24 protein-coding genes and 1 riboswitch are annotated in these 26,223 nt (G+C 62.9%); of the genes, 7 read left to right on the plus strand and 17 right to left on the minus strand.

Annotated elements, in window-relative coordinates; all coding sequences use genetic code 11:
* Positions 1-8: 8 nt before the first annotated feature.
* The 7 genes from ACNQP3_RS26500 to ACNQP3_RS26530 all read right to left on the minus strand — a co-directional run bounded on the left by ACNQP3_RS26500 (position 9) and on the right by ACNQP3_RS26530 (position 6,112).
* Entirely contained in the window at positions 9-527 is a 519-nt protein-coding gene (locus ACNQP3_RS26500) for a retropepsin-like aspartic protease family protein (RefSeq protein WP_012274477.1), read from the minus strand.
* On the minus strand, positions 524-1,510 hold the full coding sequence (locus tag ACNQP3_RS26505) for an esterase-like activity of phytase family protein (protein ID WP_012274478.1): 987 nt from the start codon (positions 1,508-1,510) through the stop codon (positions 524-526). Before ACNQP3_RS26505 ends, ACNQP3_RS26500 begins: the two co-directional genes overlap by 4 nt.
* The gene (gene parE / locus ACNQP3_RS26510; protein ID WP_060493956.1) at positions 1,507-3,411 is read right to left on the minus strand and encodes a DNA topoisomerase IV subunit B; all 1,905 of its coding nucleotides are present in this window, start codon (positions 3,409-3,411) and stop codon (positions 1,507-1,509) included. The genes ACNQP3_RS26505 and parE overlap by 4 nt, the downstream gene beginning before the upstream one ends.
* A gap of 35 nt (positions 3,412-3,446) precedes the next feature.
* On the minus strand, positions 3,447-4,055 hold the full coding sequence (locus tag ACNQP3_RS26515) for a YqiA/YcfP family alpha/beta fold hydrolase (RefSeq protein ID WP_012274480.1): 609 nt from the start codon (positions 4,053-4,055) through the stop codon (positions 3,447-3,449).
* Between the two features lie 110 nt (positions 4,056-4,165).
* Positions 4,166-4,966, minus strand: coding sequence for a 3',5'-cyclic-AMP phosphodiesterase (gene cpdA, locus ACNQP3_RS26520; protein WP_012274481.1), 801 nt, complete (start codon positions 4,964-4,966; stop codon positions 4,166-4,168).
* 85 nt (positions 4,967-5,051) lie between these two features.
* Positions 5,052-5,504 (minus strand): DUF1249 domain-containing protein, encoded by a 453-nt coding sequence (locus ACNQP3_RS26525; RefSeq protein WP_041166609.1) that lies wholly within the window; start codon positions 5,502-5,504, stop codon positions 5,052-5,054.
* A complete protein-coding gene (locus ACNQP3_RS26530) occupies positions 5,495-6,112 on the minus strand; it encodes an NUDIX domain-containing protein (protein ID WP_012274483.1) in 618 nt (205 codons plus the stop codon). Before ACNQP3_RS26530 ends, ACNQP3_RS26525 begins: the two co-directional genes overlap by 10 nt.
* Before the next feature lie 185 nt (positions 6,113-6,297).
* Between ACNQP3_RS26530 and ACNQP3_RS26535 the strand changes: the two genes are divergently transcribed.
* Positions 6,298-7,044 (plus strand): RsiV family protein, encoded by a 747-nt coding sequence (locus ACNQP3_RS26535; RefSeq protein ID WP_012274484.1) that lies wholly within the window; start codon positions 6,298-6,300, stop codon positions 7,042-7,044.
* Here the strand turns inward: ACNQP3_RS26535 and cytX are convergent.
* Together cytX and thiC are read right to left on the minus strand one after the other, a co-directional pair.
* On the minus strand, positions 7,013-8,296 hold the full coding sequence (cytX, locus tag ACNQP3_RS26540; RefSeq protein ID WP_012274485.1) for a putative hydroxymethylpyrimidine transporter CytX: 1,284 nt from the start codon (positions 8,294-8,296) through the stop codon (positions 7,013-7,015). The genes ACNQP3_RS26535 and cytX overlap by 32 nt on opposite strands.
* A 165-nt stretch (positions 8,297-8,461) precedes the next feature.
* Entirely contained in the window at positions 8,462-10,342 is a 1,881-nt protein-coding gene (gene thiC / locus ACNQP3_RS26545) for a phosphomethylpyrimidine synthase ThiC (protein ID WP_060515505.1), read from the minus strand.
* Positions 10,343-10,497: 155 nt separating this feature from the next.
* Positions 10,498-10,604, minus strand: a riboswitch (TPP riboswitch).
* Between the two features lie 160 nt (positions 10,605-10,764).
* Here thiC and ACNQP3_RS26550 point away from each other — a divergent pair.
* Positions 10,765-12,201, plus strand: a complete 1,437-nt coding sequence (locus ACNQP3_RS26550) for a TolC family outer membrane protein (protein ID WP_012274487.1) — start codon at positions 10,765-10,767, stop codon at positions 12,199-12,201.
* Positions 12,202-12,291: 90 nt separating this feature from the next.
* Here the strand turns inward: ACNQP3_RS26550 and waaA are convergent, their stop codons facing one another.
* The gene (waaA, locus tag ACNQP3_RS26555) at positions 12,292-13,563 is read right to left on the minus strand and encodes a lipid IV(A) 3-deoxy-D-manno-octulosonic acid transferase (protein WP_264316610.1); all 1,272 of its coding nucleotides are present in this window, start codon (positions 13,561-13,563) and stop codon (positions 12,292-12,294) included.
* An 11-nt stretch (positions 13,564-13,574) separates the two neighbouring features.
* On the minus strand, positions 13,575-14,465 hold the full coding sequence (locus ACNQP3_RS26560; RefSeq protein ID WP_041166801.1) for a LysR family transcriptional regulator: 891 nt from the start codon (positions 14,463-14,465) through the stop codon (positions 13,575-13,577).
* A gap of 87 nt (positions 14,466-14,552) precedes the next feature.
* Between ACNQP3_RS26560 and ACNQP3_RS26565 the strand changes: the two genes are divergently transcribed.
* The 4 genes from ACNQP3_RS26565 to ACNQP3_RS26580 all read left to right on the plus strand — a co-directional run bounded on the left by ACNQP3_RS26565 (position 14,553) and on the right by ACNQP3_RS26580 (position 17,969).
* Positions 14,553-14,885, plus strand: coding sequence for a DMT family transporter (locus ACNQP3_RS26565; RefSeq protein WP_012274490.1), 333 nt, complete (start codon positions 14,553-14,555; stop codon positions 14,883-14,885).
* 78 nt (positions 14,886-14,963) lie between these two features.
* A complete protein-coding gene (locus ACNQP3_RS26570; RefSeq protein WP_060515509.1) occupies positions 14,964-16,139 on the plus strand; it encodes an NAD(P)/FAD-dependent oxidoreductase in 1,176 nt (391 codons plus the stop codon).
* The gene (locus ACNQP3_RS26575; RefSeq protein WP_012274492.1) at positions 16,136-16,948 is read left to right on the plus strand and encodes an aldo/keto reductase; all 813 of its coding nucleotides are present in this window, start codon (positions 16,136-16,138) and stop codon (positions 16,946-16,948) included. Before ACNQP3_RS26570 ends, ACNQP3_RS26575 begins: the two co-directional genes overlap by 4 nt.
* A gap of 52 nt (positions 16,949-17,000) precedes the next feature.
* Positions 17,001-17,969: a hypothetical protein gene (locus tag ACNQP3_RS26580; protein ID WP_012274493.1), complete on the plus strand. Its 969-nt coding sequence runs from the start codon at positions 17,001-17,003 to the stop codon at positions 17,967-17,969.
* A 30-nt stretch (positions 17,970-17,999) separates the two neighbouring features.
* Here the strand turns inward: ACNQP3_RS26580 and hldE are convergent, their stop codons facing one another.
* The 3 genes from hldE to ACNQP3_RS26595 form a co-directional block, all read right to left on the minus strand.
* On the minus strand, positions 18,000-19,421 hold the full coding sequence (hldE, locus tag ACNQP3_RS26585) for a bifunctional D-glycero-beta-D-manno-heptose-7-phosphate kinase/D-glycero-beta-D-manno-heptose 1-phosphate adenylyltransferase HldE (RefSeq protein WP_012274494.1): 1,422 nt from the start codon (positions 19,419-19,421) through the stop codon (positions 18,000-18,002).
* 130 nt (positions 19,422-19,551) lie between these two features.
* Positions 19,552-21,360, minus strand: coding sequence for a lipid A export permease/ATP-binding protein MsbA (gene msbA, locus ACNQP3_RS26590; protein WP_012274495.1), 1,809 nt, complete (start codon positions 21,358-21,360; stop codon positions 19,552-19,554).
* Positions 21,361-21,375: 15 nt separating this feature from the next.
* Positions 21,376-22,551 carry an O-antigen ligase family protein gene (locus ACNQP3_RS26595; RefSeq protein WP_012274496.1) on the minus strand — a complete coding sequence of 392 codons (1,176 nt, stop codon included), beginning with the start codon at positions 22,549-22,551 and terminating at the stop codon, positions 21,376-21,378.
* 100 nt (positions 22,552-22,651) lie between these two features.
* Here ACNQP3_RS26595 and ACNQP3_RS26600 point away from each other — a divergent pair, with 100 nt between their 5' ends.
* Positions 22,652-23,257, plus strand: a complete 606-nt coding sequence (locus ACNQP3_RS26600; protein WP_012274497.1) for a hypothetical protein — start codon at positions 22,652-22,654, stop codon at positions 23,255-23,257.
* Positions 23,258-23,260: 3 nt separating this feature from the next.
* Here ACNQP3_RS26600 and ACNQP3_RS26605 read toward each other — a convergent pair whose 3' ends face one another.
* From ACNQP3_RS26605 to ACNQP3_RS26615, 3 genes are all read right to left on the minus strand, one after another.
* On the minus strand, positions 23,261-24,352 hold the full coding sequence (locus ACNQP3_RS26605) for a glycosyltransferase (protein ID WP_060494398.1): 1,092 nt from the start codon (positions 24,350-24,352) through the stop codon (positions 23,261-23,263).
* A 37-nt stretch (positions 24,353-24,389) separates the two neighbouring features.
* Positions 24,390-25,163, minus strand: coding sequence for a glycosyltransferase family 2 protein (locus ACNQP3_RS26610; RefSeq protein ID WP_012274499.1), 774 nt, complete (start codon positions 25,161-25,163; stop codon positions 24,390-24,392).
* Positions 25,164-25,228: 65 nt separating this feature from the next.
* Positions 25,229-26,185 carry a glycosyltransferase gene (locus tag ACNQP3_RS26615; RefSeq protein WP_060515513.1) on the minus strand — a complete coding sequence of 319 codons (957 nt, stop codon included), beginning with the start codon at positions 26,183-26,185 and terminating at the stop codon, positions 25,229-25,231.
* Between the last annotated feature and the right edge of the window lie 38 nt (positions 26,186-26,223).

Below are 26,223 nucleotides of genomic sequence, written 5' to 3' on the forward strand. Positions count from 1 at the left end.
GGGCCTCGTCATTTCAGGTTCTGGCGCAACAGCATGGTGCCGCCGCGCTGGGTAAATTCAAGTTGCTGCAGGGCACTCATGCCCAGCAATACGGTGGGCCCGTCCAGGCCCGGTACCACGATGGCGCGTACGTCCTGCAGGCGGATATCGCCCAATTGCAGGCTTGCCAGACGCGTGCGGTAACCCTCGGTACGGCCGTTGGCAGTGCTGAGCAGCACCGGGCTGCCGCGTTCGAGGTTCAACTCGCGGGCCAGCGCTTCAGGGATCGCCACGTCGGTGGCACCGGTGTCGAGCATGAAGTGCACCACCTGGCCGTTGATCGCACCGTCGAGCACGAAGTGCCCTTGGCCGTTGCCCAACAGGCGCACTTCGATAAAACCTTCGCCATGCTCGGACTGCACCTGGCTATTGGGGTTGCGCTGGCTGTCTTCCCATTGGCCGAAAAAGCGCGTGGCAAGGAACAGCGCCGCCGCCCAAGCGACGACCATCAGCACCCTGCCCGCGCGCTTGCCCGGCGCCTGGCTCATGGCTTGGCGCTCCAGCCGCCTTGCGGCGCATCAAAACGCCAGACGATCGGGCGGGTTTCGCCATCGGCGCGGGCGCCGTTGTTGTTGTCCAGGCCTATCCAGGCGCCCTTGGCATCGATCACCAGTGCTTCGGCAAGGCCAAACGGCTGCGAATAGCGGCGTGATTCCACCAGCGCATCGGCAGCGAACGACCAGCAACGCTCGACCTTGCCACTGTCGGCATCCCGCCGGCACACCCGGTAGGCGTTACGTTCGAGGGTAAACAGCTTGCCCTCGTACCAGGCCAGGTCGGCGAAATCGCGCGACAAGGCCCGGGCATCGGGCATTTGCGCCGGCTGCATCTCGACCCCGGCCTCGCTCAGCAGCACGCAACTACGCCCGCAGGTCCATACCGATTGCTGGCGCTCGATAGCCACCAGGCCGCGGCGTTCACGCTCGGCGGCCAGCCACAGACGGTCCCCCGCCGGGTTGATCGCCAAGCCTTCGAACAAGGCATTGAAGTTCAGCAACATGCCACTGGCCCGGGCCTGACGCACCATGGCCGGGTCGATCTTCAACCAGTCCGGCTCGCCTTGCAGCGGCAATTGCAGCACCGCGGCATGGGCTTCACTGACCAGGTACAGGTTACCCGCCTGGTCACAGGTGATGCCTTCGAAATCCAGCTCGCCACCGCGAATGTACGACGCTGCCCAGTTGCGCGACTTCAGCCCCCACGGCAGGCCGCTTTCCGGCGGCGTTGGCGGGGTGAAGGTAAGCGGTTGTGCGCGCCAGGTGGTGTTCTGCTGGTCGAAGCGGTAAATGCGGTCGTCGTCGCGATCGGAAACACCCCACAGCCCGCCCCGACATTGCGCCAGGCCAGACAGGTTGCCACCGCGCATGCCATCGATCGGGTGCTCGCCACTGAGCTTCAGCTCTGGCCAGTTGCCCGCCAGGCAAGGCAGGGCAACCAGCGCAAGGCAAACGGCAAGTACTTGCCGAATCAAACCATGACCTCGGCCAGGTTGCCTTTGGTTTCCAGCCAACTCTTGCGGTCACCGGCGCGCTTCTTGGCCAACAGCTTGTCCATCAGCTCGCAGGTGGCCTCCACGTCATCCAGGGTCAACTGCACCAGGCGCCGGGTGTTCGGGTCCATGGTGGTTTCGCGCAGCTGTGGCGGGTTCATCTCGCCCAGGCCCTTGAAGCGGGTGACCTGCGGCTTGCCGCGCTTCTTCTCGGCCACCAGGCGGTCGAGAATGCCGTCACGCTCGGCTTCGTCGAGGGCGTAGTAGATTTCCTTGCCAAGGTCGATGCGGTACAGCGGCGGCATGGCCACGTACACATGCCCGGCCTCGACCAGCGCACGGAAGTGCTGGACGAACAGCGCGCACAGCAGCGTGGCGATGTGCAGCCCGTCGGAGTCGGCGTCGGCGAGGATGCAGATCTTGCCGTAGCGCAGCTGCGCAAGGTCGGTGGCACCCGGATCTACGCCGATGGCCACGGCAATGTTATGCACTTCCTGGCTGGCCAGGACTTCGCCACCGTCCACTTCCCAGGTGTTGAGGATCTTGCCGCGCAGCGGCAGGATGGCCTGGAACTCCTTGTCCCGCGCCTGCTTGGCCGAGCCACCTGCCGAGTCACCCTCAACCAGGAACAGTTCGGCACGCATCGGGTCCTGGCCGGCGCAATCGGCCAGCTTGCCAGGCAGTGCGGGGCCCTGGGTGATGCGCTTGCGTTCGACCTTTTTACTGGCCTTGAGGCGGCGCCCGGCGTTGCTGATGGCCAGCTCTGCCAGTTGCATGCCCAGCTCGGGGTGGGCGTTGAGCCAAAGGCTGAAGGCGTCCTTGACCACGCCGGAAACGAACGCGGCCGCCTCGCGCGATGACAGGCGCTCTTTGGTCTGCCCAGAGAACTGCGGCTCCTGCATTTTCATCGAGAGCACGAAGGAAATGCGCTCCCAGATGTCCTCTGGCGCAAGCTTCACGCCACGCGGCAGCAAATTGCGGAACTCGCAGAACTCACGCATGGCATCCAGCAGGCCCTGACGCAAGCCGTTGACATGGGTGCCGCCCTGAGCGGTGGGGATCAGGTTGACGTAGCTTTCCTGGATGCTGTCGCCACCTTCTGGCAACCACAGCAACGCCCAGTCCACGGCTTCCTTGTTGCCAGCCAGGCTGCCGCAGAACGGCTCGTCGGGCAGACGCTGGAATTCGCTGACCGAATCGACCAGGTAAGAACGCAGGCCATCTTCATAATGCCACTCGACCTTCTCGCCGCTGGCCTTGTCCTCGAAGGTGACCAGCAGGCCCGGGCACAGTACTGCCTTGGCCTTGAGCACGTGCTTGAGGCGGCTGATGGAGAACTTGGCCGAGTCGAAGTACTTGGGGTCGGGGCTGAAGTACACGCTGGTGCCGGTGTTGCGCTTGCCGACCGAGCCGACCACTTCCAGCTCGCTGGCCTTGAAGCCGTCGGCGAACGTCATCTGGTATTCGTTGCCGTCACGTTTGACACGCACGCGCACCTGGGTCGACAGGGCGTTGACCACCGAAATGCCCACACCATGCAGGCCGCCAGAAAACTGGTAGTTCTTGTTGGAGAACTTGCCGCCAGCGTGCAGCTTGGTGAGGATCAGCTCGACCCCGGACACGCCCTCTTCCGGGTGGATGTCCACCGGCATGCCACGGCCGTCGTCGCTGACTTCCAGCGAGTGGTCGGCATGCAGGATGACCTGCACCGAACGCGCGTGGCCGGCCAGGGCTTCGTCGACACTGTTGTCGATGACTTCCTGGGCCAGGTGGTTGGGGCGGCTGGTATCGGTGTACATGCCCGGCCGCTTGCGGACCGGGTCAAGGCCCGAGAGGACTTCGATGGCGTCTGCGTTATAGGCGCTAGCGCTGGGATTGGCCATAGGGTCTCGTCGTCAGTCTGGTGAGTGCAAAAAAGTCAAAATACAGAAAAATCGAGCGCAGCATACTGCCCACGGGCAATGCCGGCGAACGCCAACAGTGCCGGCAGGCGCTCGGCGAAGCCTTGGAAGCTGTGGTCGCCACCGGCCTGAATGCGCAGGGCACAAGCACGGTAATAGCGCTCGGCGTGGCGATAGTCCAGGGTTTCATCGGCGGTCTGCAGCCACACTTGATAGCGGCTGGCATCTACCGGGGCCGGCACTTCCAGCTCGGCCAGTGCCTGCACGTGGTCGTGGGTCAGCTCCCAGGTTTCACCGCTGTAGTGATTGCGCTGGGTGCCCAGGTAACCGTCGAAATGCTTGTGCGGGGTTACCGCCGGGTTGACCAGCAACGCCTTGAGGCCATGGCGCTCGGCCAGATGGGTGGCATAGTAGCCGCCGAGCGAACTGCCCACCAACAGTGGCGCACCAAGTTCGGCGATGGCCGCTTCGAGCTGGGCGATGGCCTGACGTGGGTGGTGGTGCAAGGCGGGCACACGTAGCTGGGCCGACAAGCCCAGTTGCTGCATCACGGCTTCGAGCTGGCGCGCCTTGGTCGAAAGCGGCGAGCTGTTGAAGCCATGGATATAGAGGATGGAACCCGACATGCTGCCCCCGGAATCTGTGGCTTCGCGCCTGATGGTGCGGGCGCAGGGACGCGCAGTGTAGCGCGTTCGCCGGGTTTTGACGCAGTGTCACGGGTTTCGCAACAATTTCTTCAATACCCTGGGCTATCGAAGTCGAGTTTCACAGCGAAGTCCAGCGCCCGCTCCACCCCGGTTTCCAGCCGCCCGTCGGCATGCAGACGCAACCAGCGGTAGCCCGGCTGTTCTTCGCTCACTTTGAAGTCTTCGCTGCGTGCGGCGAACTGGATACAGGTCGACGGAGTAGCCAGCAAACGCCGCCCCCCGCGTACTTCATCCCACTCCTGATGCACATGCCCCCACAGCAAGGCCCGCACCTGTGGATAACCCTCGACAATGTCGAACAGCGCCTGGGCATTGCGCAAGCCGATCGGCGCGATCCAGGCGCAGCCAATGTCCACCGGCTGATGGTGGAAACACACCAGGCAATGCCGCTCGCCCGCATCTTTCAAGGCTTCTTTCAACACGGCCAACTGGCCATCTTCGAGAAACCCGTGGGTAGCGCCGTGCACGGCGGTGTTGAGCATGATGACGCGCCACGTACCCATATCGGTGACCGCTTGTACCAGCTCTGGCGCCACGTGCGCCATCACCTGGGCCTCGTCATGGTTGCCCGGCAACCAGCGGGTGGGCGCGGCAAACGTTGCGGTCAGTTCACGAAACGCTTCATAGGATGCAACGCTGGCGTCCTGGGACAGGTCGCCCGTACACAGCAACAAATCGACAAGCGGCTGCTCGCGCCGCACCTGGGCCACCACATGGCGCAGGCTGTCACGGGTTTTCAGGCCCAGCATGCTGCCGGCCGGGTCGGCGAACAGGTGGGCATCAGTCAGTTGCACCACATGCACGGGGCGGGATTGGTCTGGCGGCGACAACGGCCATCTCCTCGAACGATTTCAGCACGAATTATGGCTGCGCGAAGGTCACGAGCAAACACCCGCAACCGACCCACGTCACAATTCAGCGAACACTTGCCAGTTCATGGCCACAGGCCAGGCAGTGGCTGAGCCATTCACCGAGGAACAGGTTGAGCTGGGCCTTTTCGTCCGGCTGATGCATGGCCGCGTTCGGGTAGGGGTAAATACTGCGCAGGCGCCGGGTGTGTTCGGCGCTGACCACTTCGGCCATGCGTGCATCGTGGTACACCTGCACCTCCAGGTGCGGCACGGGCAACCACGGCAGGCTGTGTTCCTGGCGCACATGCAGGGTGGTGGTATACGGGCAGGCCAGGACCACGTCGAGTACCAGCACGCCAAGCATCTGGTCGCCCTGGGTCATACCGATACGGCGCGAGCTTTGAGTGGTGCGCATGTCAGGCAACAGACGCATCAGCCGGGCGTAGTTGGCCTCGCAGGCTGCCTGCAGCCCGACCAGGTCGACTCGATAGCGCTCACGCAGCAGGTTCACTTCCACATACCTCGTACTTCGTCACGGTTCAGCGCCAGCCATTGCAGGCCAATGATGGTCGCTGCGTTGCAGATGCGCCCGTCGCGCACCGCCTGCAAGGCATCCTCGAACGACCACACACGCACACGGATGTCTTCACCCTCTTCTTCCAGGCCATGCAGGCCGCCCGCGCCCTGGCTGCTGCAACGGCCAAGGAACAGGTGAACATATTCGTCACTACCGCCAGGCGACGGGAAGTAACGCGTCATAGGCCACAGGGCGCTGAATGTCAGGCCAGCTTCTTCCTCAGCTTCGCGGTGAGCGACTTCCTCGGGTTGCTCGTCCTTGTCGATCAGCCCGGCAACCATTTCGATCAGCCAGGGGTTATCGACCTTGTCCAGTGCACCCACACGGAACTGTTCGATCAGCACCACTTCATCGCGCAACGGGTCGTACGGCAGCACGCACACGGCATCATGGCGCACGAACAGTTCACGGCTGATCTCGCGGCCCATGCCCCCGGCAAACAACTCATGGCGCAGGCGTAGCTTGTCGAGCTTGTAAAAGCCCTGGAAGCAATTGGCCCGCTCGATGATTTCGAAGCCCTTGGGCACTGAGTTCAACGCGTCTGACATGGAAATCCTCATTACCTCGAATACTGCTTCGCGCCATCCTACTCTGCACGCCTGCCGGTTTCACCCCTTTCTGGCAACCGCTGGCGCACTCGGGACAGCAGGTCTTCACTCTGTTAGCTTAGTGGCGAACTGAAGGCCGCGCAGACGGTCAAAGGCCGACTTTTCCCTGTTCTGCAAGGATCATCATGACACTTGTCAAACTGACTTCCGTGGCCGTGCTGGCACTCGCTCTAGGCGCCTGCCAGAGCCTGTTCACGCCCAACTACCGGGCTCCGCTCGAGGTCAAGCGCGACGCCTGGGAGCATGTCAAACCCGGCTGCAGCGAGCGTGACTGCCCGCTGGTGAATATCGACATGGTCCACTTCCCGGCCCTGCCCAAGCTCGATGGCATCGTTGAAAAACGCCTGCTGCAATTGACCGAAGACAATCAGCATGGCACCGCGCCAAGCACCCTGCAGGCCTACGAACAGCAATACCTGGCCAATGCCGACAAACGTAACAGCAGCTACTTGCAGGCCAAGGTACGCGAGCAGCATGACGGGCTGGTGATCATCGAGTTGTCCAGCTACCTGGACAGCGGTGGCGCCCACGGCATGCCGGGGCGTGGCTTCATCAACTACTCGCGCAAGCTGGACAAGGTACTGACCCTGCAGGACATGTTGGTGCCGGGCCAGGAGGACACCTTCTGGAAAACCGTCGAGGAGTCACACCGCGCCTGGTTGATGAGCGTGGGCATGGACAAGGACGCCGAGTTCGTCAAAACCTGGCCGTTCAAGAAGTCGCCGCACATCGCCCTGACGTACGGCGCGGTAGTGGTCAAGTACGAGGTCTATGCCATCGCGCCCTACTCCATGGGCCACGTGGAATTGAAGATCCCCTACCCACGCCTCAATGGCGTGCTCAAGCCTGAGCTGTTTCCCGGCCGCGGCTGAGGCTTAGCAGCCCATGCAGCACACCTGCCAGCAGCAATGCTGGCAGGGTAGCGCCCAGTTCCGGTGCATTAGCGGCAATCAGGTGATAGGCCGCCACACCCGCAAACCAGGCCACCAGCGCTTGCCAGTGCAAGCCATCGATTTGCGCAGGCAGGCGACGACGACGGATCACGTAATGGTCCATCAGCACCACACCGAACAGCGGCGCGAATACCGAACCGATCAGCAACAGGAAGTTCTCATACTGGGCCAAGGGGGCCAGCAGGGCGATCAAGGTGCACAGCACGCCGATCGCAAGTGCCAGGTGCTCGACCTTCAGCGGCAGCAGCACACCGGTTGAAACTGCCGCCGAGTGGATGTCGGCGAAGGCTTTTTCCGACTCATCCAGCAGAATCAGCAGCAACGGGATACCCATGCCGGCCCCCGCCAGCGCCAGCAGCAGCGCATTGACTTCGCCACTGGCGGCGAAAGCCAGGGTGTAGGCCACGCCCAGGCTCATCAGCCAGGTGTTGCCGATGAAATAGCCCACGACCGTGCCACCGAACACATGCTTGCCGTTGCGGGCGAAACGCGAGTAGTCGGCAATCAGTGGCAACCAGGACAGCGGCATGGCGATGACGATATCAAAGCCCACCGCCAGGGACATCGAACCGTCACCCGCGCGGCTCCACAGATCAGCCAGGTCGGCCTTGGCGAACAGGTTCCAGGTGAGCCAGACGCAAGCGCCCAGCAGCAACCAGATCCCCCAGGCGCGCAGCACCTTGCGCACGAAGGCCAGTGGCCCGCTGACGGCCAGCAAGGTGGCTAGCGCACCGAAACACAGGGTCCACAGCATCGGGCTGTTCCAGGCACTCTCCTCACCGAAGGCTCGCGCGCCCAACAGGCTGGCAGCATCGCGCATGACGATGATTTCGAACGCGCCCCAGCCCACCAGTTGCAGCAGGTTGAGCAACGCCGGCAAACGCGCGCCATGGCTGCCCAGGCTGAGTTTCAACGTGCCCATGGCGGACAGGCCGGTGTCGCTGCCGATCACCCCGGCGGCGCCCAGCAACAGCACACCGACACCGGTGCCCAGGGCGATGGCCAGCACCGCGCCGGCAAGGCCCAGGCCTGGCGCCAGCATGGCACCGACTTGCAGCACCATCAGGCCGATGCCTAGGGAGAACCACAGCGAAAACAGGTCGCGGGCACCGAAGATACGCTGGTGGGTGGGGACCGGGTGGTCGGGGGAGAATTGGCTGGGTGATGTCATGGTTGGCGCTCGCCGGCAATGTTGTTGGTGTTCTTGGCAAGGACTTCGTCCTCGAATCGCGACGCAAGGCCGCTTCCACAGGGGCCGCGAAGGCCTTGAGCCTTGTGCGGTCCCTGTGGGAGCGGCCTTGTGTCGCGAAAGGGCCGCTAAGCGGCCCCAGCGTTCTTACACTTTGTGGTACAGCTGGCTGCCTTCCTGGCGGAACCGCTCGGCCTGCTCACGCATGCCTTCTTCGACCGTCACATCCACGGCCTCGATCTTGGCGGCGTACTCACGCACTTCCTGGGTGATCTTCATCGAGCAGAACTTCGGCCCGCACATCGAGCAGAAGTGCGCGACCTTGGCCGATTCCTTCGGCAGCGTCTCGTCGTGGAAGGCACGGGCCGTGTCCGGGTCAAGGCCAAGGTTGAACTGGTCTTCCCAACGGAACTCGAAACGCGCCTTCGACAGGGCGTTGTCGCGAATCTGCGCACCTGGGTGGCCCTTGGCAAGGTCGGCGGCATGCGCGGCGATCTTGTAGGTGATGATGCCGGTCTTGACGTCGTCTTTGTTCGGCAGGCCCAAATGTTCCTTGGGCGTGACGTAGCACAGCATGGCGCAACCGAACCAGCCGATCATCGCCGCACCAATACCCGAAGTGATGTGGTCGTAGCCCGGAGCAATGTCGGTGGTCAGTGGGCCGAGGGTGTAGAACGGCGCTTCGTCGCAGCACTCCAGCTGCTTGTCCATGTTCTCTTTGATCAATTGCATCGGCACGTGGCCAGGGCCTTCGATCATGCACTGCACGTCGTGCTTCCAGGCAATCTTGGTCAGTTCACCGAGGGTTTCCAGCTCACCGAACTGCGCGGCGTCGTTGGCGTCGGCAATCGAGCCAGGGCGCAGGCCGTCGCCCAGCGAGAAGCTGACGTCGTAGGCCTTCATGATTTCGCAGATTTCGTCGAAGTGGGTGTACAGGAAGTTTTCCTTGTGGTGCGCCAGGCACCACTTGGCCATGATCGAGCCCCCACGGCTGACGATACCGGTGACACGCTTGGCGGTCAGCGGCACATAACGCAGCAGCACACCGGCGTGGATAGTGAAGTAGTCCACCCCCTGCTCGGCCTGCTCGATCAGTGTGTCGCGGAACAGCTCCCAGGTCAGGTCCTCGGCCACGCCGTTGACCTTTTCCAGGGCCTGATAGATCGGCACGGTGCCGATCGGCACCGGCGAGTTGCGGATGATCCACTCGCGGGTTTCGTGAATGTGCTTGCCGGTGGACAGGTCCATGACCGTGTCCGAGCCCCAGCGGATGCCCCAGGTCAGCTTGGCCACTTCTTCCTCGATCGAGGACCCCAAGGCGCTGTTGCCGATGTTGCCGTTGATCTTCACCAGGAAATTGCGGCCGATGATCATCGGCTCAACTTCCGGGTGGTTGATGTTGGCCGGAATGATCGCGCGGCCACGGGCGATTTCCTGGCGGACGAATTCGGGGGTGATTTCTTTCGGGATGTTGGCACCGAAGCTGTGGCCAGCGTGCTGCTCTTTGAGCAGGCCAGCTGCACGGGCCTCCTGCAGCTTCATGTTTTCGCGGATGGCCACGTATTCCATCTCGGCGGTGATGATGCCCTGGCGGGCATAGTGCATCTGCGAGACGTTGGCGCCCGCCTTGGCACGACGCGGGTTGCGCACATGGGCGAAACGCAGCTTGGCCAGCTCGGCGTCGTTCAGGCGCTGCTGGCCGAAGTCGGAGCTCAGGCCGTCCAGGCGCTCGGTGTCACCGCGGGCGTCGATCCACGCTGAACGCACGTCGGCCAGGCCTTTGCGCACGTCGATAATCACGTTGGGGTCGGTGTATGGGCCGGAGGTGTCGTACACCAGCACCGGGGCATTGGTCTCGCCACCAAAATCGGTAGGGGTGTCATCCAGGCTGATTTCACGCATGGGTACACGGATGTCCGGGCGCGAGCCTTCGACATAGACCTTGCGCGAACGCGGGAACGGTTGCACGGACTGCTGATCGACTTGTGCCGATTCGCTGAGGTTGATCGCTTTTTCTTGTTTGGTCATCACAGGCTCTCCAGACGGCTTCCTAGCAGTGGAATGTCGGGGTGAACCTGAAACGCGCGGACGCACCCTCTTTGGAGTGCAGTGCCGGGTATGGGGGTGCCTGAAGCTGCATGCAGCTGTGACAATCCCGGACCTGGCACAAGAGGCTCCCCGGGAAGGCGAGCAATCTTGTTCCCTACGCAGGCGCTAACCTGATCAGGTTCAACGGGATCCGCACCTCTGCGATCTCAGCCTTTGCTTCAAGGCACCCCGACAAGAACCTGCGCAGTCTAGACTGGAGTGGTCGGCAAAGCCAAGCGGGTAAATGCGCGGATGATGAAAGGCACACCAAGCGATTGTTGCCGGGTGCGCATGGCACTACACTGGCCCGTCGCGCGATACTCAACAGTTCAGTAATTAAATTTCGTACAAGGATTGCCTCTATGCTGCGCAAACTCTCACTGGCGATAGCCGTGTCTTGTGCGTCCAACGGAGTGGTCTGGGCAGCGGACGTGCCCCAATCAGTAAAGACCGACCTGGTCAGCGTCTATCAGGAAGCGGTCGACAACAACGCCGACCTGGCGGCGGCACGCGCCGATTACGGCGCCCGCAAAGAGGTGGTGCCCCAAGCCCGTGCCGGGTTGCTGCCAAACCTGTCGGCCGGCGCCGAAATGCTGAACACGCGCACCAAGCTGGACGAACCATCGACCACCAGCAACCGCAGCGGCAACACCTGGAGCGCCACCCTGGCTCAGCCGATCTTCCGCGCTGACCGCTGGTTCCAGCTGCAAGCGGCCGAAGCGGTCAACGAACAGGCAGCGCTGGAGCTGTCGGCGACCGAGCAGAACCTGATCCTGCAAACCGCGCAGAACTACTTCGCCGTACTTCGCGCACAGGACAACCTGGCCGCGACCAAGGCCGAGGAAGCGGCCTTCAAACGCCAGCTGGACCAGTCCAACGAACGCTTCGACGTCGGCCTTTCCGACAAGACCGACGTGCTGCAGTCCCAAGCCAGCTACGACACCGCCCGGGCCAACCGGATCATCGCCGAACGCCAGGTGCAAGACGCCTTCGAGGCCCTGGTGACCCTGACCAACCGCGAATACACCTCGATCCAGGGGGTGGTGCACACCCTGCCGGTGCAGGTGCCTACACCTAACGACGCCAAGGCCTGGGTAGAAACCGCTGGTCGCCAGAACCTCAACCTGTTGGCGACCAACTACGCGGTTTCCGCCGCCGAAGAAACCCTGCGCCAGCGCAAGGCCGGCCATGCGCCGACCCTTGACGCAGTGGCCAAGTACCAGAAAGGTGACAACGACAACTTCGGTTTCACCAACCCCGCACCAGCCCCCGTCACGCGCTACGGCGGCGATGTCGAGCAGACCAGCATCGGCCTGCAACTGAACATCCCGATCTACAGCGGCGGCCTGACCAGCTCGCAGGTGCGCGAGGCCTACCAGCGCCTGAGCCAGAGCGAGCAGCAACGCGAAAGCCTGCGCCGCCAGGTGGTGGAAAACACCCGCAACCTGCACCGCGCGGTGAACACCGATGTAGAGCAGGTACAGGCGCGCAAGCAGTCGATCATCTCCAACCAGAGTGCGCTGGAAGCCACCGAAATCGGTTACCAGGTCGGTACACGCAACATCGTCGACGTGCTCGATGCCCAGCGCCAGCTGTACACCTCGGTGCGCGACTACAACAACAGCCGCTATGACTACATTCTCGACAACCTGAGCCTGAAGCAGGCAGCCGGCACCCTGAGCCCGCAAGACCTGCAGGACCTCAAGCGTTACCTGAAAGCGGACTACAACCCGGACAAGGACTTCCTGCCACCGGACCTGGCGGCTGCCGCGGCGAAGAACTTCGAGCGCCGCCCTTGAGATAGATGTTGGCTTTTTCGCGGGCTCGCCCGCTCCCACAATTCAAATCCTGTGGGAGCGGGCAAGCCCGCGAAGAAGGCGATGCAATAATCAGCGGATAAGCGCACTCAGCCCATCGAGCAAGCGCTGCAGCGCCCCCTGATTGGCCTGCATCACCGCCCTGCCCGCCTCACCCATGCGTTGGGCATCCTGCGGCAGCTCGACCAGACGCCGCACAGCACCGGCCAGTCCATCGGTATCATCCACCTGCTGCAACGCCCCCGCCTCGCGCAGCATCGCGCTGATTTCTAGGAAGTTGAACACATGCGGCCCCATGAGCACCGGCAAGGCAAGCGCCGCAGGCTCCAACGGGTTGTGCCCGCCGGTCGCTACCAGGCTGCCACCGACGAAGGCAATGTCGGCCAAGGCATACAGGAACAGCAGTTCGCCCATGGTGTCGCCCAGCAATACCCGGGTTTGCCCATCGACCGGCGTGCCAGCAGAACGGCGCACGGTGGCGAATTGCTCGCTGCACAACGCGTGTACCGCATTGAATCGCTCGGGATGGCGCGGCACCAGGATCAGCAAGGCATCGCCATGCACCTGCAACAACTGCCGGTGCGCCTGCAAAATCAGCGCATCCTCGCCTTCATGGGTGCTGGCAGCAATCCACACCGGGCGCTGCTCGGCACCCCACTGCTCACGCAGTGCCTTTGCACGTGGTAGCAGTTGCTCATCAATCTGCAGGTCGAACTTGATCGAGCCGGTGACCTGCACGCACTCAGTGCGCGCACCCAGGTCACGGAAACGCTGCGCCTCGGTTTCGGTCTGCACGGCAATCAGGCTCATTTCGGCCAGCATCGGCCGGGTCAGCTTGGCAAAGCGCCCATAACCACGGGCCGAGCGCTCGGATAACCGCGCATTGGCCAGCGCTACCGGAATCCCGCGTTTGGCGCACTGGTGGATGTGGTTGGGCCACAGCTCGGTTTCCATGATGATGCCCAGCTTCGGCCGCACATGGTCGAGAAAACGCCCCGCCGCCCATGGCAGGTCGTAGGGCAGGTAGCAGTGCTGCACGCGCGGTTCGTCGGCGAACATGGCGCGAATACGCTCGGAACCGGTGGGAGTCATGCAGGTAAGGGTGATGGGCAGTTCGGGGTAGGCCTTGAGCAGGGCACGCACCATGGGCGCGGCAGCAATGCTCTCACCCACCGACACCGCATGCACCCAGATGCCGCCCTGGCGCATGGTCGGCAGCTTGAAGGCAAAGCGCTCACCGATACGCTGGCCATAGGCCGGCGCCTTGCGTGCGCGCAGGTACAGGCGCAGCGCAACCAGCGGCAGGCCCAGGTGAAACAGCAAGGTATAGAGTGTTCTGTTCATGGCGGCGAAGTTTACCCGATCGCACGCAGGTGTACTGCAAAGCGCTCGGCCAGCCACTGCGCAGCGGGCCCCAGTGGCTCATCGCGGCGCCAGGCCAGCTCCGCCACCAGCGCCGGCGGGCGCCACTCACTGTCCAGTTCGACCATGTGCGCCTGGTAGGTCGGGTACTGCACCACGTGCCGCGGCAGCCAGGCCCAGCCCAGACCACGCATCAGCAGTTCAGCCATGGCGTAGAAGCTGTCGGCACGCCATACCTGCGGGCTGATTGCCTCGCCGCCAGGGTAACCGCTTTGCTGTGGGGTGATGAGTAATTGCCGGTGGCGCGCCAGTTGCTGGCGGGTTGCCCGGCCTTGCCCCGCGAGCGGGTGGCCGACTGCGCACACCGTGACCATTTCGACGCTGCCCAGGACGCGACGCTCCAGCGAAGACGGGATGCTTTCATGGTGGAAGAACAGCCCCAGATCGGCTCGGCGCTCAACCAGCTTGCGCGCTACATCGCCCTGGGCGCCGCTGGCCAGTTGTACCTCCAGGTACGGGAAGCGGCTGGCCAGTTCGTCGAGGCTGTCGATCACCGGTTGATAAGGCATGGCCTCATCCTGAGCAACCCGCAGCAAGGCCTCCTGCCCACGCATCAGGGCCAGGGCGCGACCATCCAGGTGTTCGCACTGGCGCAGCAGTTCGCGGGCGTCTTCCAGCAACGCGCTGCCACTTTCGGTCAGTTTTGGTTGCCGGCCGCTGCTGCGCTCGAACAACGTGACACCCAAGTCTGCTTCCAGCAGGGCGATGGCATTGCTGATGGCCGATTGGGCCTTGCGTTGTTCGCGGGCCACGGCAGAAAACGAGCGCAATTCGGCGACGCGCAAAAAAATACGCAACTGCTCCAGACTCCATTGCTCAGCCATCATCCTATCCCCATATCAGATAGGTAATGACTTTACCGCATCTGGCCAAGGTCTAGAATGCCCAACCAGTTACCGGAGGATCCCGCCATGAATGCCTACACCTACCTCGCCATTGCCATCTGCGCAGAAGTCATCGCCACCGCTTCGATGAAAGCGGTGAAGGGCCTGAGCACGCCGTTGCCACTGCTGCTGATGGTGGTGGGGTATGGCGTTGCCTTCTGGATGCTGACCTTGGTGGTGCGCAGCATTCCTGTAGGGATTGCCTATGCCATCTGGTCGGGGCTGGGGATTGTGCTGATCAGTGTGGCGGCATTGGTGATCTACGGGCAGAAGCTCGATGTGCCGGCGATGCTGGGCATGGCCATGATTGTGGGGGGCGTGGTGGTGATACAGCTGTTTTCGAAAGCGGCTGGGCACTGAGGCTGGCTTGCCGGCGATAGGGCCCTCTCAGGTATAGCCTGTATACTTGCCAGCTGTCCCAGTCTTCGAGGTACCGCCATGCCATCTGCCATTTCCACTGACGTGCTGATCGTCGGCGCCGGGGTCGCAGGCCTCTGGCTCAATGCCCGCCTGCGCCGCCAGGGCTACTCGACAGTGCTGGTGGAGCGCGCCAGCCTTGGCGGCGAGCAGACCATCAAGTCGCAGGGCATCATCCACGGCGGCACCAAGTACGCCCTGCACGGTGCCCTGACCGGCGCCTCGGAAGCCATTGCCGACATGCCGCGCCGCTGGCGCGAAGCCTTGAGCGGCAGCGGCGAACTGGACCTGAGCGGCACTCGCCTGCTGTCCGATGCGCACTACCTGTGGTCGCCAGGCACCCTGGCCGGCAACCTCACCAGCTTCTTCGCCAGCAAGGCCGTACGTGGGCGAGTCGACCAAGTAAAAGGTGAGCAACTGCCGCCGGCCCTGCAAGACCGCGCCTTCAAGGGCAAGGTTTACCGCCTGGCCGAACTGGTCATCGACGTGCCCAGCCTGCTGGCCAACCTGGCCGAACTGGCGGGCGACAGCCTGCTGGCTGGGGAGCGCATTGAGCCGCTGCGCGAAAACGACGAGCTGGTCGGCCTGCGCGTTGACGGTCGCGACATCCGTGCCCAACGCGTCGTGCTCAGCGCCGGCGCCGGCACCGAGGAACTGCTGCACGCCCTGGGCCTGAACCAACCGGCCATGCAAACACGGCCGCTGCACATGGTCATGGCCAAAGGCGCCAACCTGAAACCCCTTTACGCTCACTGCCTGGGTGGCGGGCCCAAGCCGCGCGTTACGGTGACCACTCATCCGGCAGCCGATGGCCAGTGGGTCTGGTACCTGGGCGGCGACCTGGCCGAAGCCGATGGCGTGGCGCGCGAGCCAGCCGCACAAATCGCCGCAGCGCAAAAGGAAATCGCCAACCTGCTGCCATGGGTCGACCAAAGCTTGGTGCGCTGGGCCACCCTGCGCGTCGACCGCGCCGAACCTGCGCAATCGGGCCTGGTACGCCCGGACAATGCCTTCCTTGCCGACCAGCAGCGCCTGCTGGTGGGCTGGCCGACCAAGCTGGCGCTGGCACCTGACTTCAGCGACCGGGTCATCAGCCACCTGGAGCGTGACGGCATCCGTCCACAAGCACAAGCCGACCTGGCCGACCTGCCACGCCCACCGCTGGGCGTACCGGCTTGGGAGCAACTGCTGCCATGACCTTGCCAACCCTGCACGACTTCCATCGCCCGCTGGGCAGCACCGGCTTCAAGGTTTCACCGCTGGGCCTGGGCACGGTAAAACTGGGCCGCGACCAAGGTGTGAAATACCCCACCGGCTTCACCATCCCCGGCGATGACGAAGCCCGCTTGCTGCTGGCCCAGGCCCGCGAGCTTGGCATCAATCTGATCGACACCGCCCCGGCTTATGGCCGCAGTGAAGAACGCCTCGGCCCGCTGCTGCGCGGCCAGCGCGATGAATGGGTGATCGTCAGCAAGGTCGGCGAAGAATTCGATCAAGGCCAATCGCATTTCGATTTCAGTGCCGCCCACACCCGCCGCTCGGTGGAGCGCAGCCTGCGACGCCTGGAAACCGACCGCATCGAACTGGTACTGGTACATTCCGACGGTAACGACCTGGCCATCCTCGAACAGCAGGAGGTCTACCAGACCCTGGCAGCGCTCAAGCAGGAGGGCAAGATCCTTGGCTTCGGCCTGTCCGGCAAGACCGTCGCCGGCGGCCTGAAGGCGCTGGAGCAAGGCGACTGCGCCATGGTCACCTACAACCTCAACGAGCAGGCAGAACGCCCGGTGCTGGACTACGCTGCCGAACACGGCAAGGCCATCCTGGTAAAAAAGGCCCTGGCCAGCGGGCATATCTGCCTGGCCCCGGGCGTTGACCCGGTGCAGGCCAGCTTTGAGCTGCTGTTCGCCCACCCCGGCGTCAGCAGTGCTATCGTCGGCACCATCAACCCGTTGCACCTGGCCCATAACGTGGCCACCGTCGCCCGTATCCTGGGCCAGCATTGAGTTACCCCTGGCCCAAGGGCCAGGAGACTGACCCGACGCAAGGAGTAGCCTCGTGGCGCGAACGCTGATCCGCAAGAACCCGAGCAACTTCAAGACACTGCCACTGCATGTCGAGGCCACGGCTGAAGGCCTGATCTACCAAAGCATCGGCATGCCGCTGAACTTTGCCCAGACCCAGCAGCGGCGCAAGGCGATCCAGTTACCCGACGTGCAGCGTTTTGTGGTCGAACTGGCAAACCTGGGCGTGTCGGTGCGCCTTACCCTGCATTGGCAAAACCGCGATTACTGGGTGCTGGTGCGCCAGCGCCGGCAAGACCGTGGCGACGTGGTGCTGAAACTGATTTCCGGTTATGTACCGGCGCAGGAGTTGAACCTGCCGCTGCACACGGCTGTGCAGGAAGTGGCCGAGGAGTGCCTGCTGGAAACCCCAGAGGGCTGGCTTGGCGGGCGTTTCAACGATACCTGGCTGCCCGTCCCTTACGCTGCCGCCCTGCACTACCGTGAAACGCCGCACTTCGTGCTGGCCCCGCAGTCCGGCGCAGCACGCCCGGTACACTGCGGCCAGCTGATGCTGCTGGAGCGCCCACGGGCCTATGTGCACTTGCCCACCGCCTCGCTGCAACTGATCTACGATATGCGCCTGCAGGTACCCCGTGAGGCCAAGAAACTCAGCCTGTTCCACGTCGATGAACGGCTGGAGGGCGGCCAGCTGGTGGCGCGACTCAACCGCAAACGGCCAGACCTTTATCTGATGCCGTTAAAGGACGGCCAGCCGCTGGCGGAGCTGTATACGCTTAAAAAGGATGAGCTGGTGCCGGCGAGCACACGCGGGCTGTACCTGGCCGAGAGTTTTGCCCGGCAGGAAGGCTGGGTGGTGGCGGATGAGCGGGTACGCTGGAAGGACTGGGTGAAGCAGCAGGGGCTGGTGGAAAACAAGCCGGTGAAGGCATCGCACCTGCAGCGCTTTGGCGACAAGGCGCGGGCACTGCTGGAGCGGGCTCGTACTAGCCTGAACAAGTGATAGCGGGGCTGCTCTGCAGCCCCAGCTGTATCAGTTCTTGCGAATCTTCTCGACAATCGCCGTGGTCGAGCTGTTCTCGACCAGCCCCAGCACCTTCACGGTGCCGCCATAGGCCTTGACGATATCGGCACCCACCACCTGGTCGATGCCGTAGTCGCCACCCTTGACCAGCACATCCGGCTTGACCTGGCTCAGCAGGTTTTCCGGGGTGCCTTCCGGGAAGCTGATCACCCAGTCCACCGCGCCCAAGCCGGCCAGTACGGCCATGCGCCGGTCGACACTGTTGATTGGCCGGCCCGGCCCTTTCAGGCGGCTGACCGAAGCATCGTCGTTGACCGCGACGATCAGGCGATCGCCTTGGGCCCGTGCCTGTTCCAGGTAGGTGACATGCCCGGCATGCAGGATGTCGAAGCAGCCGTTGGTGAAGACGATCTTCTCTTTGTGTGCCCGCGCGTCATCGATGGCCAGCAGCAGTTGCTCCAGGCCCAGCACACCGCGCTCGGAGCCTTCCTCACGCTGGATGGCGCGGCGCAGTTCAGGGGCGCTGATGGCCGCCGTACCCAGCTTGCCGACCACGATGCCTGCCGCCAGGTTGGCCAGGGCCACAGCATGGGGCAGGTCCTCGCCAGCGGCAATGGCTGCGGCGAGGGTGGAGATGACGGTATCACCGGCACCGGTCACGTCGAACACTTCACGTGCCCGCGCCGGCAGGTGCAGCGCCGGCTGGCCCACGCGCAGCAGGGTCATGCCGTGCTCGCCACGGGTTACCAGCAAGGCGCCGAGGTCCAGGTCCTGCAGCAGTTGCAAACCCTTGGCAACCAGGTCGGCCTCATCGGTGCAACGGCCAACGATGGTCTCGAACTCGCTGAGGTTCGGGGTGATTAGGCTGGCACCACGGTAAATGGAAAAATCCTTGCCCTTGGGGTCGGCCAGCACCGGAATGCCTTTGGCCCGCGCCGCCTGGATCAGGCTTTGGTGATTCTTCAGCGCGCCTTTGCCGTAGTCGGACAGAACCAGCACCTTGACGCCCTCGAGCAGGCTGTCGACCTCGGTGGCCAGCGACAATGGGTCGGTGGCGAACGGCTCTTCGAAATCGATACGCAGCAGTTGCTGGTGACGGCTCATGACCCGCAGCTTGACGATGGTCGGCTGGTGCGCGATGCGCTGGAACACCGAACGCACACCGGCAGCCTGCAGGCTGTTGGCCAGGCTGTCGGCAGCTTCGTCCTGGCCGGTGACGCCGATCAGCGAAGCCGGCGCGCCCAGCGCGGCAATGTTCAAGGCAACGTTGGCCGCGCCGCCGGGGCGATCCTCGATTTGATCGACCTTGACCACCGGGACTGGCGCTTCAGGCGAAATACGCGAAGTACCGCCATGCCAGTAGCGGTCGAGCATGACATCGCCGACCACCAGTACCGGGGCTTGATCGAAACGCGGCATGGACAACTTCATGGGCAACCCATATGGAAATAATGAACAGGGGCAGGATATTAGCACAGGGTAGTCGACGGCTTTATGGCCAGATCGTACCCAGAAAATTCCCGTGACAATCGGGGCCATGACGGCCCCGATCAAGGAGGGTTCAGGTGATATCGGCCTTGGCCGGCTCATCCAGGCCCATGGCATGCAAGCGGGCATAATGGCCATTGGCCGCAAGCAGCTCGGCATGCGTGCCACGCTCGACCAGGCGGCCCTGGTCCATGACCAGGATCTGGTCGGCCTTCTCGATCGTCGACAGGCGGTGAGCGATCACCAGCGTGGTACGGCCTTGCATCACGTGATCCAGGGCAGCCTGGATATGCCGCTCGGACTCGGTATCCAACGCAGAAGTAGCCTCGTCGAGGATCAGCAGCGGCGCGTTTTTCAGCAGCGCCCGTGCAATTGCCAGGCGCTGGCGCTGGCCACCGGACAGCAGTACACCGTTCTCTCCCACTTCGGTATCGAAGCCCTTCGGCAGCCGGTCGACGAACTCCTTGGCGTAGGCATCGGCTGCGGCGGCTTCGATGTCTGCGCGTGGGGCACCGGCCAAGTCACCGTAGGCGATGTTGTTGGCCACGGTGTCGTTGAACAGGGTGACGTGCTGGGTTACCTGCGAAACATGGCGACGCAGGTTGCGCAGGCGATAGTTTTCGATTTCCACGCCATCGAGCAGAATCTGCCCCTGGTCGTGGTGATAGAAGCGTGGGATAAGCGCCGCCAAGGTCGACTTGCCACTGCCGGAACGGCCGACCAGGGCGATCATCTGCCCAGGTTCGGCGACAAAACTGATGTCGCTCAGCACTTCACGCTCGGTACCCGGGTAGGTGAAGCTCAGGTTGCGCACTTCCAGGCGCCCTTCCACACGCTCCTTCTCGACAGTACCGGTGTCCAGCTCAGGCTCTTCGTCCAACTGCTCGAAGATGCTCTCGGCACCTGCCAGGCCCTTCTGGATGGTCGAGCTGACTTCTGACAGCTGGCGAATCGGCTTGGGCAGCAGGCCAGCAGCAGTGATATAGGCTACCAGGTCACCGGCGGTGGACTCGCCCCGCAGGAACAGCACCAGGAACATCAGCGCGGCCATGGCGCTGTAGATCACCAGTTGCAGCATCGGCGTGTACAGCGAGCCGGTCTTGGTCATGCGCAGTTGCTTGTCGGTGTTGCTCTGGCTGGCTTTGCCGAAACGCTGCTCCTCGTAGGCCTCGCCGCCGAAGCTGCGGACCACGCGGTAGCCCTGGATGGTTTCCGACGCCACGTGGGTAACGTCGCCCATTGCCACCTGGATCTTCTTGCTCTGCTTGCGGAATTTCTTGCTGGCGATGCTGACCATGACCGCGATCACCGGCAGGATGGCGACCATCACCAGGGTCAGGTGCCAGTTCATCCACAGCAGGTAGGCAAACAGGAACACCACGGTCAGGCCTTCGCGGATCACCACCTTGATGGCATCGGTGGCCGCGCCGGTGACCATGGTCACGTTGAAGGTGATGCGCGAAATCAGGTGACCGGAGTTGTGGTTGTCGAAGTAGCGGTTAGGCAGCACCAGCAGCTTGTTGAACAACTCCACACGCAGGTCGTGCACCAGGCACAGGGACACCTTGGCCAGGAAGTAGTTGCCGAGGAACGAGCCCAGGCCCTGCCAGGCGGCGATCAGGATGATCAGCAGCGGCACCGCCTGCAGCAATTGCAGGTCACGCAGGTAGGGCACGTTGGGGAACAACACCGCTTCGGGGTTGCTCAGGCCATCGACGAAATACTTGAGAATGCCGGCCAGCATCGGCTGGGTCGAGGCAAAGATCACGAAACCGACAATGCTCAGCAGGAAAATGCCGACATAGGGTTTCACATAGCTCAGCAGCCGGAAGTAGATCTTCAGGCTGGAGGTGTGCTCCGCCGGTCGCGGGGTTTCGGCCATTATCGAGCTCGCTGTTCAGGTTGAACCGGAAATTTTACCACAGGCGTCATTTTCGGCACGCCCCCATGGCAGCATCATGGCAAGGCCCACCGGCAGCCAGCTGATGAACCATTCGGCACGCGGCGTACCAGTGAGGCTGGCAGCATCGAACTGCATGGCCAGGGTCGAATACACCCAGAACCCCAGCAGGACCTTGCCGAACAGGGTGCCGCGCGCGCGCACGATTTCACCCAGCGTGAACAGCCATACCATGGTCCACAGCAGCATACCGGGCAGCCCCATCTCGACCGCGATGTGGGTGAACATGTTGTGGGTATGGTCAAAATGCTTGCCAACCGCACTCACCTCGTAGGCCGAGCCCAGGCCCAGGCCAGTCCAGGGATGCGCGGCAATCATGTCCACCACAGCATGGAAGATTTCCGGCCGGTACGACGAGCCACGCTTGGCGATCAGATCGTACACCAAGTAGAAAGCAAGGCCCGTGGCAATGACTGCGAGGATGGAAAACACTCGGCTGTGGCGGTCGCGGAACCACAGCGGCGCCATCACCACGGTGATCACCAGCGCCAGAAGCGCCCCACGGCTCTGGCTGAGCATGGCGAAGGCCCCCAGGCAAGCCAGTGCCGCCAGCCACAACAGCTGCAAGCCTCGTTGCCGAGGTGGCTCGTAGAGCAGGAAGAGCACGGCCGAGCCAATGACATAGGCGCCCAGGATGGGGTGGGATATCTCACCGATACCCGCCAGCCTCATCAGCAAAGGCATGCGCTGCAACCCATAGAACTTGATGATCGAGACCAGTGCCGCAATGGCCAGTAGCGCGCTGCCAAGCAGCAACAGCTGGCGAATACGGCCCAGGCCAAGCTGGGCGAGCAACGGGAAAGCCAACAGGAACACCAGGATGTAGAGCAGCCGTTTGATCTCGCGCCCGTCATCTTCCGCAGATGACCACACCAGGCTCAGCCCGCTCCAGGCCAACAGCAGCAGCACGCTCCCCCACAGCGCCGGCTGGCGCTTCCAGGCCTGCACCAGCACGTCACGCGCCGACCAGGCCAAGACCAGCGTCGGCAGCCACAGGAACAACACCAGCCCCTGCTGATAAACCTTGTTGCTCGGTGCCAGGGCAATCGCCGCCAGGAACCAGACCAGACCCAAACCTAACCAGGCCCGTGCCCAGCTTTTTTGATACAACATCCTTTCCCCCGATGAATCAAAGACACCATCCATGGTGCTACAGCATTATTTTCGGCATTATTGCCGGTCATTTTGCTCGCCAGACGACAAGGCTCTATTCATGCAATGCTCCCGGCTCACCCAGGTCGACTTCGATCAGCTGACACAAGGCGCACAGGTGCTTGAGGCAGACAGCCATGGTGCCAAAGTCTACCTGCTCGCGAATGGAAATTTCCTTAAGGTTTTTCGTAGGAAGCGACTGATTTCATCTGCGCTTTTGCGCCCTTACTCCCAGCGCTTTGTCGATAACGCCGCGCAGCTGGCGCAACTGGGCATCCCCACCCTCGAGGTGATCAGCCAGCACAAGCTCGACCTGCCTGGCCGCACCGCCGTGCTGTATCGCCCGCTGCCCGGGCGCACGCTGCTGCAGATGTCGCGCGATGAAGGCTTCAGCTGGGACGTTTACCTGCCACGCCTGATCGAACTGATTCGCCAGCTGCACCGCAGCGGTGTGTACTTTCGCTCGCTGCACCTGGGCAACGTGGTGGTCACCCCCGACCAGCGCCTGGGCCTGATCGACGTGGCCGATATGCGTTTCCTGCGCCCGCCGCTGTCGGCACGCATGATTCGGCGCAATGTGCAGCATATGGTGCGCTATATCGAGCGGGAGAACCTGGGCGACCGGTTCCCCCTCGCCGCCTTCGAGGCAGCCCTGCTGGCGCGCTGAGCGTCAGCTGCGCAACAGGCTCTGCGAGCCGTTGCAGAACGCCTGCCAGGCCTGCTCCGGCGCCAACGCCTGGCGCTGCTGCGCGGCAACCGCCGAAGCGCTCAACGCCGAACAACGCTCGATCGCCTCGGCCCAGGCGCTCTCGTCGGCAATGGGCAGGTAGCCCCCGGTGTCGCGCAACTGCTCGCGGAACACTTGCAGGTCGCTGCACACCACCGGCACATCGGCCATCACGGCCTCTTGCACTACCAGCCCCAGCCCTTCGGAACGCGAAGGCACCAATAGCCAGTCGAAGGCCCGATACAACTGCTGCAGGTCTTCGCGGTGGCCACATAGATGAACCCGCCCAGCCAGGCCCAGCGCGTCGATACGTGCCTGGAGCGCGGCGTGCTGCGGCCCCTCGCCAATGATCGCCAGTTGCAGGCTCGGTTGCCGAGCACAGGCTTTGGCGAATGCCTCGATCAGCATTTCAAAGCCCTTGCTCTCTACCAAACGCCCTACCGCACCCAACATCACCCCGCCGGCCTGAGGCAATCGCAGCGCCTGCCTGGCCTGGTCCCGGCTCAGCAACGGCTCGACGAACGCCAGTGGGTCGAGCGCCATGCGTAGCGTCTGCACCGGCCTGCCCAGATCGCGTTCCAGCGACTCGGCCAAGGTCTGCGACACCGCTGCGATACTCAGGCGCTCGGCCGGGAGCCTGCGCAACAGGCGAATATCGCTGGCGTGCAGACGCGTCTTGCCATGGAACAGCACCTTGGCGCGCACCTCGGGAATGTTCTGCAGCAACGGCAGCACCAGCCGCGCGACGCCAATACCGTCGAGCAGCACGATTTCTGCCCTGGCTTCGGCCAGCGCCTTGCGCAAGCGCATGCGCAGCCACGGGCGAAGCAAGCGCCACAAGTGCCGCCCTTTGAGCGCACGTGACGGCATGTGCCACTCCCGGGTAGAACCGAGCCCACAGCAGAGCCCGCTGCCCAGCAGCAGCCAGTTACTGATCCGGGCATCGGCACCCGCGTTCGACAACACCTGCCGATGCACCTTGTGGATGGACATGTACGGCGTTCCACCCGCCCACATCATATTGACGATGTTCATGGGCCCTCTCCCGCTCATGTCAGGTGGGACAGCGACTTCATTGAACAAAAATGGTGATACCCATGCCGATCAAGGCACCCGTCACCAGCGTCAATGCCAGCTTTATCCGATCACGTTGACGACGCTTGGCCTTACGCTCCACTTCAATGGGCAAGGTCACGTGATTACCGAATCCTGTGTGCAAGACTGCATCACCCTCCAAGGTGACCGCTGTCAGATTTAACTCAGCGTAGCGTCGGGAAAGCGCCTTCTCTCCAGCATAGGCGGCAAATGGCGCGCAGCGCTGGTAATCGCTCAAGCGACGCAGGCCAGGATTGAGCGAGAATGCCTGCCATTCGGCTTTTTCGGAAAGCAGCGGATAACACGGCACGCCGGCGATTACCTGGCGATCACCCAGGTGGATGTACGGGCTGTGGATAGCCAGGTCGTGGGCATGGCTGCGCAGCCACACCTGCAACAGGTTGGGGCTGACCTCCAGAATGGCCCGCGAGTCTTCGACGAAGCCTTGGCGGTAGAAATGCCAGTCGTCTTCGCAGTGAAAGATGTACGGCGTCTTGACGTGGCTGTAAGCCAGGTCGATAGACGGCAATTGGCCAAGCTTGGGCCGATTGACGAACACCTTGCAGTACGGCTTCCAGTGCTCCGGCACAGCGGCATGCACGGCATCGTCACCGGAATCTTCGGTGATGAATACCTCGCGAATGGGCGCGGTGTTGTAGCGATCGAAACTCTCAAGGGTGTCTTTGAGCAGATCGAACCGCCCACAACTGGTCACGACGAGCGTGACGTCACTCTCATTTGAAAAGCGCACCGGACTCCCTCCGCATTGCGACTGTCGGCTTTCAACAACCCGCTCCTGGGCGTGAAAGCTCTTATTTAGATGCCCAGCTTCAGGCGCAGCCGCTGCCATGCAGACAATGGCGGGTGGGGCCTGAGCGCCGGGCGCATGTGGTCGACGATGCTACGTCCAACTGCGCCGAAACTGAAACGGGAAACCGCCAAATGGCGGCCATTTTCTGCAATCTGCCGGGCCAGATCAGGGTCCGCGCGCAAGCGGCGGAGCTTTTCCTGAAGGGTCGGGATGTTGTCATAGAACACCACGTTGTGCATGTCCTGCAGGCCCAATGCGCGGTTTTCTTCCTCGCCCTGGTCGTACGCCAGCAACACACAGCCACAGGCCATGGCTTCGAAGTTCTTGATCATGTATTCGCCCATACCGACGTCGGCACTGACGAAAAAACGGATACGGTTGAGCGTGTTGCAGTAGTCCTCACCCGACTTGGTGCGGGTTACCAGCAGGTTCTCGACCTGCCCCAACTCGTCCAGCAGCGCCTTGCGACCACTGTAGGCCACGCTGTTGACACTGCCGACGAAGGCCAGTTCGATATCGCGCTCACGCCCCTGGTCCGTCAGCAACTGCTCGTCGTAGCCCTTGGGCACGAATACCGCGTCAAAACCCTCCTGGCGCAGGCGTTCGCTGACCATGTAGCCAGAGCTGATCACCCGGGCCCATGGCAGTTGCCGGTAATGGGCGCTGAACTTGCCGGTGTACTTGCACGGGATGTAGTTCTGGTAGGCGTCGTGCTCGAGGATGACCAGGTTCGGCACGGTACGGATGAAGGCCACCTGGCGTATCTCCTGCTTGAAGCGCAGGAAGAACACGATGCGGTCATAGCGTTCAACCTGCACTTCACGCTTGAAATAGCGACGCAGGTTGCGTTGGTCTTCGCTGGTCAGCCAGCGCAGGTCGCATTCGCAGTTGGCCGCGACGCCGTCGTACAGGCGGTCGAGAATCGCCCGCTGTTCCTTCTGTACCAGAAATAGGACTTTCATTGCTTTCCTTGGGCGCTCTGCGCCATCGCGGTCAACCA

This window comes from Pseudomonas sp. LFS074, assembly GCF_047978165.1.
GTDB classification, from domain to species: domain Bacteria; phylum Pseudomonadota; class Gammaproteobacteria; order Pseudomonadales; family Pseudomonadaceae; genus Aquipseudomonas; species Aquipseudomonas putida_P.